Raw genomic sequence first — 15,152 nt, forward strand, 5'->3', positions numbered from 1 at the left:
ATTTGTAGCAACGGAATAAGAGGAAAGCTTTGGATTGTATACAATCGTTACGTTTTTCGAGTTGAAAAATCGAGATAAAGGCGTAATCTAGCGTCAGTTTTTACTGGTTTGTCGACAACTGGAGAAATTATACGCGTGACTGATATCGCTCTAACCTTAGCAGAAAAAGTATTCACTGAGCTGGCGACTGCCATTGTTCGCGGTGAATTACGTCCTGGTGAGCGCTTGTCGGAGCAGAATTTAGTTGAACGCTATGGCGGCAGTCGCGCTCCTATGCGTGAAGCCATTCAAAAGCTTGAAGCTCGCAATCTTGTTGTTCGCATCCCTCATGCGGGTGCTCGCGTTGTTTCGCTTAGTCTGCAAGAACTCAAAGATATTTATGAAGTCCGTTTAGAGCTCGAGGGCATGGCTTGCAGGCTGGCGGCTGAGCGTATGACCGATGTCGAAATTGACGAGCTTCATGGCTTACTGCGCGAGCACGCAGACTCCATTGCGGCTGAACAAGGCCAGAGCTATTACCAAAAAGCCGGTGATCTTGATTTTCATTACCGTATTATCAAAGGTAGTAAGAATCATCGTCTTCATCAGATGCTATGCGGTGATCTCTATCACATCGTACGTATGTATCGCTATCAAACCAGTACCAGCAGTAAGCGTCCGCAGCAGGCTTTGCTAGAGCACCAGCGTATTGTTGAGGCTATTGCTGGTCGAGATGCGGAACTTGCCGAATTACTTATGCGTCGCCACATTCAGGCGTCGTTGAATAATCTTGAAATACTACTTGCACAAGAGGAGGGTCGCTCATGACTCTTGGAATGACACCTGGTCAAAAATTTCGTAAAGCGCTAGAAGACAATAAGCCATTGCAAATTGTTGGCACTATCAATGCCTATGCCGCCATGATGGCAGAACGCATTGGTCATCAAGCTATCTACCTTTCCGGTGGCGGTGTTGCTAACGCTTCTTATGGTTTGCCTGACCTTGGTATGACCTCTCTGAATGATGTTGTTGAAGATGTTCGTCGTATTACTGCAGCTTCATCTCTGCCGTTGCTGGTTGATATCGATACGGGTTGGGGCGGGGCTTTCAATATTGCTCGTACTATTCAGCAGATGGAAAAAGCGGGCGCAGCCGCGGTTCATATTGAAGATCAGGTAGCACAAAAGCGTTGTGGTCATCGCCCTAACAAAGAAATCGTGTCTGAAAACGAAATGGTTGATCGTATCAAGGCAGCGGTGGATGCGCGCATCGATCCTAGCTTCTTTATCATGGCGCGTACCGATGCATTTGCTCAAGAAGGTCTAGAAGCTGCGATCACTCGTGCTCAAGCCTGTGTTGCTGCTGGTGCTGATGGCATCTTCGCTGAAGCGATTAAGACTGAAGAAGATTACCGTAAGTTTGCTGCAGCGATTGATGTGCCGTTGTTGGCAAACATCACTGAGTTCGGCCAAACCGAATTGTGGAATCGCGAACAGTTGGGCGAGTGGGGCGCTGCTATGGTTTTGTATCCATTGAGTGCATTCCGCGCAATGAATAAAGCCGCGGAAACGGTATATAAAAGCATTCTTGCTGAAGGCGACCAGAAAAAAGTGGTTGATCTAATGCAAACCCGTATGGAACTGTACGATTACTTGAACTACCACGACTTCGAACAGAAGTTGGACGCGCTTTTTGCTGAAGGCAAAAACAAGTAATTAAGAAGTAGGGGTTGGCACTACGTCGAGCCTCATACTTCGGATACATTTTCAATTATCGATTTGGAGACACATACATGGCTGAAGCAAAACAATTATCTGGCGCGGGTTTGCGCGGTCAGGTTGCTGGTAAAACTGCATTATCGACGGTAGGTAAATCAGGTTCAGGTTTAACGTACCGTGGCTACGATGTTAAAGACTTAGCGAACAACTGCATTTTTGAAGAGGTTGCTTATCTGATTCTGAAAGGCGAGTTGCCTACTCAAGCTGAGCTAAGCGATTATCAAACTAAGTTGAAAGCTATGCGTGGCTTGCCGCAAGCTTTGAAAGAAGTGCTTGAACGCATTCCTGCAACTGCGCATCCAATGGATGTTATTCGTACCGGCTGTTCGGTATTGGGTAATCTAGAAACCGAAGAAAGCTTTGATCAACAACAAGATATGACCGACCGTATGCTGGCGGCTTTCCCATCCATTATTAATTACTGGTATCGCTTTTCCCACGATGGTGTGCGCATCGAAACCGAAACGGACGACGACACTATCGGCGCTCACTTCTTGCATTTATTGCATGGCAAAAAGCCAAGTGCACTGCACGAGCAAGTGATGAACGTATCTTTGATTTTGTATGCTGAACACGAATTCAACGCCTCCACCTTTACCGCGCGCGTATGTGCATCAACTCTAAGTGACATTCACTCTTGCGTTACTGCGGCAATTGGTTCTTTGCGCGGCCCGTTGCACGGTGGTGCAAACGAAGCGGCGATGGAATTGATCGAAGGTATGCAAAACCCTGATCACGCGGAAGAAACCCTGTTGGGCATGTTGTCTCGCAAAGAAAAAATCATGGGCTTTGGTCACGCGATTTACAGCGTATCTGACCCACGTAACGACATTATTAAGGTGTGGTCTGAGAAGTTGGCACAAGAAAATGGCAACTCCTCTCTGTATGACATCTCTGTACGTTGCGAAGCCGTGATGTGGCGCGAGAAGAAATTGTTCTGTAATGCCGACTTCTTCCATGCTTCGGCTTACAACTACATGGGCATTCCAACCAAGTTGTTTACCCCGATTTTCGTCTGCAGCCGCCTCACGGGTTGGGCGGCACACGTTATGGAACAGCGCGCCGATAACCGCATCATCCGCCCAAGCGCTGATTATGTCGGTGTTGAGCCGCGTTCAGTACCGGCGATTAGCGCGCGTTAATTAGCAAGCAATATTGAATGTTAGGGCTGCGGACGCTCGTATCGCAGCCGCTATTACGACCTTAAAAGATTTTGAGAGAGATCATCATGATCAACATGAATACTGAGTTTCGCAAACCACTGCCGAATAGTGTGCTGGAATACTATGACACTCGCGCAGCCGTTGATGCGATTAAACCAGGCGCTTACGCCAAATTGCCATACACTTCGCGTATTTTGGCCGAGCAGTTAGTTCGTCGCTGCGATCCAGCGGTGTTAACCGAATCTTTGGTTCAGTTAATTGATCGCAAGCGCGATCTGGATTTTCCTTGGTACCCAGCGCGTGTTGTAACTCACGATATCTTAGGTCAAACCGCTTTGGTCGACTTAGCGGGCTTGCGTGATGCCATCGCCGAGCAGGGTGGTGATCCATCAAAAGTAAACCCAGTGGTACAAACTCAGCTGATTGTCGATCACTCGTTGGCTGTTGAGTGCGGTGGTTTTGATCCGGATGCTTTCCAGAAAAACCGCGACATTGAAGAGCGCCGCAACGAAGACCGTTTCCACTTTATCGAATGGACCAAAACCGCATTCGATAACGTCGACGTTATCCCGGCCGGTAACGGCATCATGCACCAAATCAACCTAGAGAAAATGTCACCTGTAGTGCAAGCGCGCGATGGCGTTGCCTATCCAGACACCTGTGTCGGCACCGACTCGCACACCCCGCACGTAGATGCGTTAGGTGTCATCTCTGTGGGTGTTGGTGGTCTTGAAGCTGAAACTGTGATGCTCGGTCATCCATCCATGATGCGTCTTCCAGACATCGTCGGTGTTGAGCTAACCGGCAAACGTCAGTCTGGCATTACCGCAACCGACATCGTATTAGCGCTAACCGAATTTTTGCGTAAAGAACGCGTGGTGGGGGCCTATCTAGAGTTTTATGGTGAAGGCGCATCAAGCTTAACCATTGGCGACCGTGCAACTATCTCCAATATGACACCAGAATATGGCGCAACTGCTGCTATGTTCTCAATTGACGAACAAACCATCGAGTACTTAACGCTAACAGGCCGCGAGCCTGAACAAGTGGCTCTGGTTGAAGCGTTTGCGAAAGAAACTGGCCTTTGGGCTGATGATCTTAAAACCGCCGAGTACGAACGCGTACTGAGTTTTGATCTATCAAGCGTGGGTCGCAACATTGCAGGCCCGTCCAATCCGCATGCGCGCGTATCGACTGCCGATCTTGCGGCGAAAGGTATATCTGGCAACTTGGCATCCGCTCAAGCAGAGGAAGCGCAAGGTCTTATGCCGGATGGCGCAGTCATTATTGCGGCGATCACCTCATGCACCAACACCTCGAACCCGCGCAACGTTGTGGCGGCAGGCTTGTTGGCGAAAAAAGCCAACGAACTGGGCTTAGTGCGTAAGCCTTGGGTTAAATCATCATTTGCACCGGGCTCTAAAGTTGCTGAGTTGTACTTAAAAGATTCTGGCTTATTACCTGAATTAGAAAAGCTCGGCTTCGGTATTGTCGCCTTCGCTTGTACTACCTGTAATGGTATGTCGGGTGCGCTTGATCCTGTAATCCAGCAAGAAATTATCGACCGCGATTTGTACGCCACCGCCGTGTTATCGGGCAACCGTAACTTCGATGGCCGTATTCATCCGTATGCGAAACAAGCTTTCTTAGCATCGCCGCCACTGGTTGTTGCTTATGCTATTGCCGGTACTATCCGCTTTGATATCGAACAAGACGTATTGGCGGTGGTTGATGGCAAAGAAATACGCTTGAAAGATATCTGGCCATCTGATGAAGAAATCGACGCTATTGTTAAAGCCAGCGTTAAGCCAGAACAATTCCGCGAAATCTACATTCCTATGTTTGATTTAGGCGAGTTTAAAAAGGCCGATAGCCCACTGTACGACTGGCGCCCAATGAGTACCTATATTCGTCGTCCTCCATATTGGGAAGGAGCCTTAGCAGGCGAGCGCAGCCTAAAAGGCATGCGTCCTTTGGCAGTGCTGCCAGACAACATTACCACCGATCACTTGTCGCCATCGAACGCGATCTTGATGAATAGTGCGGCTGGCGAATACCTACACAAAATGGGCGTACCGGAAGAAGACTTTAACTCTTACGCAACTCATCGCGGTGACCACTTAACCGCACAGCGTGCAACCTTCGCTAACCCGAAATTGCTGAACGAAATGGTGCTGGACGATAACGGCAACGTGCAACAAGGCTCGTTGGCGCGTATCGAACCGGAAGGCAAGGTCACCCGTATGTGGGAAGCGATTGAAACCTACATGGAACGCAAACAGCCACTGATTATCGTCGCTGGCGCCGACTATGGCCAAGGTTCGTCACGCGATTGGGCCGCCAAAGGTGTGCGCTTAGCCGGTGTAGAAGCCATTGCCGCCGAAGGTTTTGAACGTATTCACCGTACCAACCTGATTGGTATGGGCGTATTGCCGCTGGAGTTTAAACCGGGTACAACCCGTAAAACGCTCGGCCTCGATGGCACGGAAACTTACGACGTCATCGGCGAGCGCTCAGCGCGCTGTGATCTTACTTTGGTTATTACCCGTAAAAACGGCGAAGTTGTAGAAGTGCCAATGACCTGTCGTTTGGATACCGCAGACGAAGTAATCACCTACGACGCTGGCGGTGTATTGCAGAAGTTTGCTCAGGATTTCCTGAAAAACGCTTAATCGAAACACGGATTAAGTAAAGAAAAAGCCCGCTATTGGTAACGAGAGCGGGCTTTTTTGTGCATCTAATCAATCCGTAAATCTTGGCTCTTTATCAGTCTTCCGCTAGTTTTGCCTAAACGGATGCTGGAAGGTTGGCAAAAGGATCGTTGGTGCTCCGCAGTCCACAGATTACGAAGGTGAGTGGTTCGTGAACAGTGTCGGTAGTGGATATTGAAGTTTTAATGTCTAATATTAGATCCATCAGTAATCTTATTGTTACTCTATTGCGCATGTGGTGATTTGAGTTTCTCCTTATTGGGATCAAAACAACAACTGTGACGAAGAAGACATCAGCCGTCCAATTAACTTCGGCAAATACCCTCGCGGAAGTCATGTCCGTTTATAACCTTTTCCGAGGTCATGGTATCCAAGGATCGCTACCTTGACTCTTGATCCTGCGTCTCTGCTACTCACTAATGCAATAACATCACTCGCTCTGGCGGCGGTGTTGCTGCTGTCTCGCATTGGTATGGGGAATGATGCCCGTGGGATTGGAACCTGGGTGTTTGGCGATATTGTGCTTGCGATGGGCCGGTGTGCGGCCGTCGCTACATTGCTCGGTTTGCCATTTACAGTGGGGAGGGACTTTACCAGTGTTGCGGGCTGTCTTGGAGTCATAGGTCTGGTTGCTCATGTGCAAGCATTGCGCAGTGTGGCGGGTCATCCTGCGCGTCCGATCTTGGTGGTTGCGCAAGCCTTGGGCTCGGCTCTACTGTTGTACCTGCTTGCCTTACCGCTGGAATCGCTTTCGCATAAGATGTTTCTATTCAGTGTCATGGCCATGGGTTACTCGGCGGTCACGCTTTGGGTATTAAGGCCGTTACTGCGGTTCTGGGGTGCTCGGCTGATTGCCTTGATGATGCTGATTTCGCTGGTAATGCGATTGGGTTTATTGCTGACATGGAACGATGTCGATATACCGCCTAGCTCCTCACAAAATCTAAGCGATGGCCTCCGTGCACCAGTATTGGTATTTCAATTGGCGATGGCGATGTTAGTTACTGGTGGTTTTGTATTGTTGATGCATGAGCGTTTACGTGCGCGCATCGAACGTCTTGTTGTAACTGATGCTCTTACTGGTACGGTGAATAGGCACGGTATCATGCCGCTGCTACAGGATGCATGGGCTCAGGCACTGCGTCATGGTCGGCCGGTGTCAGTGGTGATGTTTGATCTTGATCATTTCAAGCGAATCAATGATCTGTATGGCCACGCCATCGGCGATGAGGTACTGACTGGGTTTGCAGCCTGCATTAGTTCACAACTGCAGGATAACGATACTCTGAGTCGCTGGGGTGATGAGGAATTTTTGCTACTACTGAACGACACTGAAATCGCCAAAGCTCATGCAATCGCGGATCGTTTGCGTCAATTGGTTGCTGGGGTATCACTGGATGAGAGGATACCAAGCGTGACAGTTAGTGCCGGTGTGGCCAGTATCGAGAGTTTGCAAGGCATGGATGATACTCAGGCTACCGATAGCCTTATGGATATGCTCGACGCCGCCGATCGTCGCCTGTATTTGGCCAAGCGGCAACGCAATTGTGTGGTGTCCGTTGACGGTGATCTTGAAGCCTTGCCTGGCTTCAGCGCGTCGCAATGAATCAGAAGTAAAAAATTAGTTTTTTTAGCCAGCTAAAAACAACATCAGCGGCAATAGTGGCCGCTGATGTTTAATTTCCCACATGGCGGATGCAATCACCTAAAGTTATTTCGCCAGTTGATATGTCATCGGCACTTAGTGAGATTTACGACAGCTCATAAAAATAGCGATATTCGATAGAGATGTTCGGTTTATGTTGCAATAAGCTGCTAGGGCTTATTTCTTGGTTGTTGCTTCGACAGTTTGGCGGTTTTGAGCATTAGAGACTCACTCTAGCATGCGATATACTAGCGCCAGCTTTGTTCAACATCTCAGATTAAGGCAAGTCACTCATGAGTCACGCTCCACAAATTAAGATTCCGGCCACATACATGCGTGGCGGCACGTCAAAAGGCGTTTTCTTTAGTCTTACTGATTTACCTGAAGCAGCCCAAGTGCCCGGCGCTGCGCGTGATTCGATATTGTTGCGTGTGATAGGTAGTCCAGATCCTTACGGTCAGCAGATTGATGGCATGGGCGGAGCAACGTCGAGTACATCGAAAACGGTTATTTTGGCAAAAAGCGAACAGGCAGATCACGATGTTGATTACTTGTTTGGCCAAGTGGCTATTAATAAAGCCTTCGTTGATTGGTCGGGTAATTGTGGCAATTTGACGGCTGCGGTCGGCGCGTTTGCGATTAGCAAAGGTTTGGTTGATGCGGATCGTATTCCTGAAAATGGTATTTGTACTGTTCGTATTTGGCAAAAAAACATCCAAAAAACCATTATTGCTCATGTGCCTATGACCAATGGAGAAGTACAAGAAACGGGTGATTTTGAGTTGGACGGTGTGACATTTCCGGCAGCTGAAGTGGTTATCGAATTTATGGATCCAGCCGATGGCGAAGGTTCAATGTTTCCAACCGGTAATGTCGTCGATGATCTCGAAGTTCCGGGCATTGGCACTTTCAAGGCGACTATGATTAATGCCGGTATTCCAACTATTTTCATGAATGCTGCGGATATTGGCTATACCGGTACAGAGTTGCAGAAAGATATCAACTCAGACGCTGATGCCTTGGCTCGTTTTGAAACTATGCGCGCATACGGTGCGGTGAAAATGGGGCTGATTAAAGATATCGCAGAAGCAGTTGAGCGTCAGCACACGCCCAAGATTGCGTTTGTTGCACCAGCGACAGATTATCAAGCGTCTAGCGGCAAGCAGATCGCGAGTAACGATATCGATGTTTGTGTGCGCGCATTGTCGATGGGCAAATTACACCATGCCATGATGGGCACAGCGTCTGTAGCGATTGCTACTGCAGCGGCGGTGTCTGGCTCGTTAGTGAATTTAGCCGCTGGCGGTGTAGAGCGCGACTCTGTAACCTTCGGACATCCGTCTGGTACCTTGCGCGTTGGTGCTGCGGCTGCGCTGGTTGATGGTGAGTGGACGGCGACGAAGGCCGTTATGAGCCGCAGTGCGCGTGTCATTATGGAAGGTAATGTTCGTGTTCCGGGCGATACTTTTTAAAGGGTATGCTAAGTCCGGCACTTGATGGCTAAGATGTTGTGTAGCTTACAAGTGAAAAATCAAGGCTGCACTCAGTGTGGCCTTTTTTGTGTCTGTTGATTTTTTATCTTTCAAACTTATGTTGATTTTTAGGCAAAAAAAGCCCCGATTCATCGGGGCTTTTTTTGCCAAGTTAGCAAGATCTAGCGGGATGGGAGTAGGGGGTTAATCCTGCTCGTTGCCTGCTTTATCTGCTTTATCACTGGCATTGCTGTCAGCTGAGTCGTTAGTGCTGTCACTTTCAGTGTTGGCATTTAAACGATTACGAGGATCGTTTGGTGCGCGACCACCGGCAGTGGGAGAGCGACGGCGACGACGCTGGCGTGATGCTTGCTCTGCAGTATTTTCCTTGGTATCAGCTTCTGTCTTGCTTTCGCTGGTTGTTTCAATCACAACAGCTTCTTCAGTTTTTTGCTGTTCCGCGGGTGTTGTAGGTGCAGTTTCTTGCTTGGCGACTTCTGCAATCACTGGGGCTTCCTCGGCGATCTTAACTTCAGTTTTTTCTACTGGAGTTGATGCATCGGCTTTCTCAGTTTGTGCTTCGCTAGATACTGCTGGAGCTTCTGCCGTGTTTGGTGTCGTTTCTGTTTTGGCTTCAGATACTTTTTCCGCCACAGCTTCTCGATCAGCGGGTTCGGTAGCTACAGTGTCAGTCGATTGTTCAGAAACAGTGCTTTCTTCTTGAATAGAAGATTCGGCTTGAGTTTCTTCACTATCGGCTTTGGCTGAGTTGCGCGAACGGTTGTTGCGATTGCCACGCGAGCGACGCTCAGACTTCGGTTTCGTCTCAACCGAATCGCTAGCGTCTGCTTCTTCTGAAGTTGCTGCAGATTCATTTTCTGCAGTAGGTTCTACGTTTTTAGCTTCAGGCGCCTCAACTTTAACTGCGTTAGTTTTAACTAGGTCAGCTTGCGCTTCGCTCGTTGTTTCTGTTGCTTCAGCATCGGTAGTTACTTGTGCTTCGTCTGTCGTTGGAGTGCGTTCTTCGTTGCGCGGTCCACGGCTGCGACGACGACCACGACTGCGACGAGAGCTACGCTCTGCGTTTGTTTCAGTGGTGTTGCCATTGGCATCTGTGCTTTCAACTTTCTCAGCGTTTGCTGCTGCAGTTGCTAGCACTTCTGCTTCTGCTGCGGCTTCTACTGAGGTATCCGCTTTTGCTTCAGGGCGTGGTACACGACGAGAGCGATCACGACGAGGGGCGCGTTTGCTGTTTTCGCCACCGTCGACACTTGCCTCATCACGATTGCGCGGTTGACGAGGTGCTTCATCGGTAGCATTGGCGCTTTGTTCATTACGATTCGGACGATCATTGCGCGCAGGGCGTTCTCCACGAGCTGGACGCTCCGTGCGTGCAGGGCGCTCACCGCGAGATGAATTATCACCTTGAGTGTTGGTGTTGCGATCATTGCGCGCAGGACGCTCACCATCGTTACGCTTGTCGTTGCGCGGCTTGCGTTCGCGACGGTTGTTATTGCCGCGTTCGTCGTTATTGTCCGAGCGGTTGCGATCAGAGCGATTGTTGCTGCGGTTGCGGCTGTTATCGTTCTTGCTGGTCGTTGCAGGCTTAACTTCCGCTTTTGGTGTTTCTTTTTGAGCGGCTTTGTCGTCGCTATCAAACAACGAGCTTAATACGCTACTGATCTTGCCCCACAAGCCTGCACTTGGTTGTGCTTGCGCTGTGGCAACTGTAGGTGCTGCTGTTGTGCGGGCGACAGATTTAACGGCGGCTTGTTGTGGTCGGAATGCTTCAGTACCGATAGTTTCAGCAAGATATTCTGCTTCTTCTTCTTCGAACTTGTGCTCGTAGCTAACTTCGTCAATTTGGCTGTCGTCAGGACGCAGACGCATCACTTCGTAGTGCGGTGTTTCCATGTGTGGATTGGGAAGAACCACCACTTTACTGCCATGACGCTGTTCAATAGCGGCAATTAAGCCACGCTTTTCGTTTAACAAGAAGCTAGCAATAGCGACTGGAACGATAGCGCGAATTTGTCCGGTGTTTTCTTTTGCGGCTTCTTCTTCGATTAAGCGCAAAATTGAAAGACCGGTAGACTGCGTATCACGTACAACGCCTGTGCCGTTACAGCGAGGGCATACGTGTGCGCTGGTTTCGTCCAGTGATGGGCGTAAGCGCTGACGCGACATTTCCATCAAGCCAAAGCGAGATATGCGGCCAATTTGAATGCGGGCGCGATCCATTTCTAGGGCTTTTTTCAGACGGTTTTCAACTTCACGCTGGTTCTTGTTAGACAGCATGTCGATAAAGTCGATAACAACCAAACCACCCATGTCGCGCAAACGCAATTGACGAGCAATTTCATCTGCTGCTTCAAGGTTGGTATTGACCGCCGTTTCTTCGATATCAGCGCCTTTCGTTGCTCGCGCTGAGTTGATATCGATCGATACCAAAGCTTCGGTTGGGTCGATAACAATCGAGCCACCAGACGGTAGCTTAACTTCACGTTGGAAGGCGCTTTCGATTTGGCTTTCGATTTGGTAACGATTAAACAGTGGAACGCTGTCATCGTAACGCTTGAATTTGTTTTGATACTGCGGCATCACCTGTTCAACGAAGGCTAATGCTTCGGCGTATGCTGCGTCGGTATCAATTAATACTTCACCAACGTCTTGGCGCAGGTAGTCGCGAATAGCGCGAATGATTACATTGCTTTCTTGTAATAATAGAACGGGGGCTTTGCGCTCTTCGGAGGCGCGTTGAATCGCATCCCACAGCTGTACTAGGTAATCCAAGTCAGCTTGAAGTTCGTTAGATGCGCGACCAATGCCTGCAGTGCGGACGATAACGCCCATTTTGTCAGGGATGGTAACGTCTTTCATAGCTTCGCGCAGTTCGGTGCGCTCATCGCCTTCGATGCGGCGGGAGATGCCACCGGCACGAGGATTATTTGGCATCAAAACAAGGTAACGGCCAGCCAAGCTAACTTGAGTCGTTAACGCTGCGCCTTTGTTGCCACGTTCTTCTTTATCGACCTGAACGATAACTTCTTGGCCTTCGCGGAGTACGTCTTTGATGTTGATGCGGCCAGGGCCTGGATCTTTAGAGAAGTATTCGCGCGAGATTTCTTTCAAAGGAAGGAAGCCATGGCGCTCTGCGCCGAAGTCGACGAATGCGGCTTCTAGGCTTGGTTCGATACGGGTGATGCGGCCTTTGTAAACGTTAGACTTCTTCTGTTCACGAGAGCCAGATTCAATATCTAGGTCGTAAAGTTTTTGTCCGTCCACGAGGGCTACACGCAACTCTTCAGGTTGAGTCGCGTTTATTAGCATTCTTTTCATGCTGTACGTTGTGCTCTTTTATGGCAACGTACCGGCTCGGCAATGCCGTCCCCTCGCTCTTTTTTTAGGTGGGGTCGGCCACTAGCAAAATATTTATGGGTGCTTTGCAGCAGTAGCCTGCGCCGCTTCCGGGACGCCAGACCTGTCACGCAGTGGTGCTTCTTATTGATTGAGCACCAACACTGTCCATAATTTGTTAATGGGAGATTGCCTGCAGGTCGCTGCACGGTTTATCTCACCAGACGGATTCATTCCGCCGAATTTATTCTCAGGAAGAGTGTTAACAAATAGTCTTCTTCCTTATACTTGACCGCTATCGGTCTGGGTCATGCCTCTACGGTGTGTCACGTTACAATGTGGGCAAGGACCGTTGGCGAATATAGCAACAATGCCCAAACACAGCAAACATCCGTTCGCAAATATTTTTCATTAGTTCAATGGCGTTTAACCGCATGTCGAATCAGCAGCCGGACCAAACCAAGGTCACGCTCGTCGAGATTACCGAAGATAATCATGGTCAGCGGGTAGATAACTTCCTGTTAACCGCACTAAAAGGTGTTCCGCGAACACTGGTATACCGAATTATTCGCAAAGGCGAAGTTCGGGTTAATAAAGGAAGGGTAAAAGCCGATAGTCGCTTGCAGAGTGGCGATATTATTCGAATTCCGCCTGTTCGCGTGCCGGATAAAAACGAAACCCCTGATGTCTCGCCAGCTCTGAATGGCTTGTTGGATTCTGCCATCGTTTATGAAGATGCCGGTTTGCTCGCGGTCAATAAGCCTCATGGTTTGGCCGTTCATGGTGGTAGTGGTGTAAGTCTGGGAATGATTGAAGCATTACGAAAAATGCGTCCTGATCATACCTTTTTAGAGTTGGTGCACCGTTTGGATCGTGATACGTCAGGTATTATTCTGGTAGCAAAAAAGCGCTCTGTGCTGACGGCGTTGCAGCGCATGCTTGCTAATAAGTCGGGCATAAAGAAGCGCTATCTCGCTCTGGTGCATGGTGCATGGCCTGAAGGGGTGGCGGATGTAAAGCTGCCGTTGCTGCGCACTGAACGAAAAAGCGGTGAGCGCATTGTACTGGTCGATGATGAAGGCAAAACATCGCATACCCGTTATTCGCTGCTGGCGAGCGGTTCTCATTATTCATTGGTTGAAGCGGAGCCCGTGACGGGGCGGACCCATCAGATTCGCGTTCATTGTCAGTCTCAAGGGTGTACGATCGCTGGCGATGAAAAGTACGGCGATAAGTCTGAGCAAGACATTGATCGTCAGCGTGGTGTGCGGCGGTTATGTCTGCATGCACACCAGTTGGCGTTTCGTCATCCGTCGACAGGTGAGGAGTTATGTTTAAATGCCGAGCCGGGTGAGGAGTTGCGTCATCTTTTCAAAAAAGTAGGTTGCGAGTGGCAGGGTGGTGGCTTATGAGTAAGCAAGAGAAGGGCTATCAGGTCATTATCTTTGATTGGGATGGAACCCTAGTTGATTCGACTGGGCGTATTGTCGATAGCATGCAACGAGCGGCTCGCGATATTGGTCTGGCAGAAGTGCCTGATTCTGCAGTCCAAAACATTATAGGTCTGGGTTTGCCTGAGGCTATTAAGACTGTATGGCCAGATATTCACGCTGATCAGCTTCCTGTTATGTCGGCCGCCTATGCGCACTATTTTGTTGTTGATAGTCAGGTTGGGATGGATTTTTTTCCTGAGGCTAGGGATATGCTCGAACGCCTTCGTAGTAATTATCGTTTAGCGGTTGCGACAGGTAAAAGTCGCAAAGGCTTGGATCGCATGTTGGATGATATGGCGATTCGCCATTGCTTCGACATAACGCGCTGTGCCGATGAAACTAAGTCGAAGCCCAATCCTCAGATGCTAAAAGAAATATTGGTCGAGCTGGATTTGCAGCCCGAGCAAGCGCTGATGGTGGGTGATACCAGTTATGATCTGGATATGGCGAAAGCAATAGGTATGGACTCTGTCGGTATGAGTCATGGCGCGCACGATGAAAGTGTGTTGCTCGCTTGTGGACCGCGCGCAATTTGTCATAGCATTCAAGAACTTGAACTTTGGATAGGTACCCATGGATAACCAGAATGAAGTAAATCAGCGTCCTGCTGACAATAGTAAAGAATGGAAGTTGATTGAAAAGGTGGTGATGGATTTGCAGGGTGAGCAGCGCAAGTCGCGTCGCTGGGGTATCTTTTTTAAGTTGCTGACTGCTTTTTATGTTTTTGCCATCTTGGCCTTGTTTCGTATGCCGGGCGGTGCGGAGTCCGCTCCTTCAAAAGCATCAGAGCATGTTGCTGTTATTGAGGTGAACGGCGTGATCTCTGCCGATCAGGATGCGAGCGCTGACAATATTATTGGTGCTCTGCGCGATGCGTTTGATTCAGAGAATGCTGTCGGTGTGATTTTGCGCATTAATAGTCCTGGCGGTAGTCCTGTGCAGTCGGGATATGTATACGATGAGATCAAGCGCTTAAAAGAAATTCGTCCTGATTTTCCTGTTTATGCAGTGATTATGGATTTGGGCGCTTCCGGTGCGTATTACATTGCTGCCGCAGCTGATGAGATTTACGCTGATAAGGCTAGCTTGGTCGGTTCTATTGGTGTTGTCGGGTCTGGTTTTGGCTTTGTCGACTTGATGGAAAAGGTGGGTGTTGAACGTCGCCAGTACACATCGGGTGAGCATAAGGGTTTCCTTGATCCGTTCCTTCCTGAGAATAAAGACGAAAAAGAATTTTGGCAGAGTGTTTTGTCGGTTACTCATAAGCAGTTTATTGCGCAGGTAAAAGCAGGTCGCGGCGACCGTTTAAAGGAGACGCCTGACATGTTTAGTGGCTTGATTTGGTCGGGTGAGCAGGCGTTGGAGATGGGCTTAATTGATGGCCTTGCTTCCAGCAGTCAAATCGCTCGTGAGAAGCTAAATGTTGAAGATTTGGTAAGCTATACCTATAAGCCAAATCCTTGGGAAGAAGTGATGGGCCGATTCGGTACTAGCTTTGGGCATGGAGTTGCCTCGTTTTTCGCACAGCAGACAATGGTTCTGCGCTAAATAATT

General features: G+C 49.2%; 10 protein-coding genes. 9 read left to right on the forward strand and 1 reads right to left on the reverse strand.

Features of this window, described 5'->3' with window-relative positions:
- The first annotated feature begins 135 nt into the window (after positions 1–135).
- The 6 genes from TOL_RS07865 to prpF all read left to right on the forward strand — a co-directional run bounded on the left by TOL_RS07865 (position 136) and on the right by prpF (position 8,748).
- The gene (locus TOL_RS07865; protein WP_015486790.1) at positions 136–807 is read left to right on the forward strand and encodes a GntR family transcriptional regulator; all 672 of its coding nucleotides are present in this window, start codon (positions 136–138) and stop codon (positions 805–807) included.
- A complete protein-coding gene (gene prpB / locus TOL_RS07870; RefSeq protein WP_015486791.1) occupies positions 804–1,694 on the forward strand; it encodes a methylisocitrate lyase in 891 nt (296 codons plus the stop codon). The genes TOL_RS07865 and prpB overlap by 4 nt, the downstream gene beginning before the upstream one ends.
- Positions 1,695–1,771: 77 nt before the next feature.
- Positions 1,772–2,899, forward strand: a complete 1,128-nt coding sequence (prpC, locus tag TOL_RS07875; RefSeq protein WP_015486792.1) for a bifunctional 2-methylcitrate synthase/citrate synthase — start codon at positions 1,772–1,774, stop codon at positions 2,897–2,899.
- Positions 2,900–2,994: 95 nt separating this feature from the next.
- On the forward strand, positions 2,995–5,592 hold the full coding sequence (gene acnD, locus TOL_RS07880; protein WP_041588825.1) for a Fe/S-dependent 2-methylisocitrate dehydratase AcnD: 2,598 nt from the start codon (positions 2,995–2,997) through the stop codon (positions 5,590–5,592).
- Between the two features lie 424 nt (positions 5,593–6,016).
- Entirely contained in the window at positions 6,017–7,237 is a 1,221-nt protein-coding gene (locus TOL_RS18290) for a GGDEF domain-containing protein (protein WP_015486794.1), read from the forward strand.
- Positions 7,238–7,569: 332 nt separating this feature from the next.
- A complete protein-coding gene (prpF, locus tag TOL_RS07890; RefSeq protein ID WP_015486795.1) occupies positions 7,570–8,748 on the forward strand; it encodes a 2-methylaconitate cis-trans isomerase PrpF in 1,179 nt (392 codons plus the stop codon).
- 204 nt (positions 8,749–8,952) lie between these two features.
- On the opposite strand, the gene rne is transcribed toward prpF, so the two are convergent.
- A complete protein-coding gene (gene rne, locus TOL_RS07895) occupies positions 8,953–12,087 on the reverse strand; it encodes a ribonuclease E (protein WP_015486796.1) in 3,135 nt (1,044 codons plus the stop codon).
- Between the two features lie 452 nt (positions 12,088–12,539).
- On the opposite strand from rne, the gene rluC reads away from it, so the two are divergent.
- Genes rluC through TOL_RS07910 form a run of 3 tightly spaced genes read left to right on the forward strand, consistent with a single transcriptional unit; the run spans position 12,540 to position 15,146 of the window.
- The gene (gene rluC / locus TOL_RS07900; RefSeq protein ID WP_025265587.1) at positions 12,540–13,517 is read left to right on the forward strand and encodes a 23S rRNA pseudouridine(955/2504/2580) synthase RluC; all 978 of its coding nucleotides are present in this window, start codon (positions 12,540–12,542) and stop codon (positions 13,515–13,517) included.
- Entirely contained in the window at positions 13,514–14,179 is a 666-nt protein-coding gene (locus TOL_RS07905) for an HAD-IA family hydrolase (protein ID WP_015486798.1), read from the forward strand. The genes rluC and TOL_RS07905 overlap by 4 nt, the downstream gene beginning before the upstream one ends.
- A complete protein-coding gene (locus TOL_RS07910) occupies positions 14,172–15,146 on the forward strand; it encodes a S49 family peptidase (protein ID WP_015486799.1) in 975 nt (324 codons plus the stop codon). Before TOL_RS07905 ends, TOL_RS07910 begins: the two co-directional genes overlap by 8 nt.
- Positions 15,147–15,152 lie beyond the last annotated feature (6 nt).

It is taken from the genome of Thalassolituus oleivorans MIL-1 (assembly GCF_000355675.1).
GTDB classification, from domain to species: domain Bacteria; phylum Pseudomonadota; class Gammaproteobacteria; order Pseudomonadales; family Oceanobacteraceae; genus Thalassolituus; species Thalassolituus oleivorans.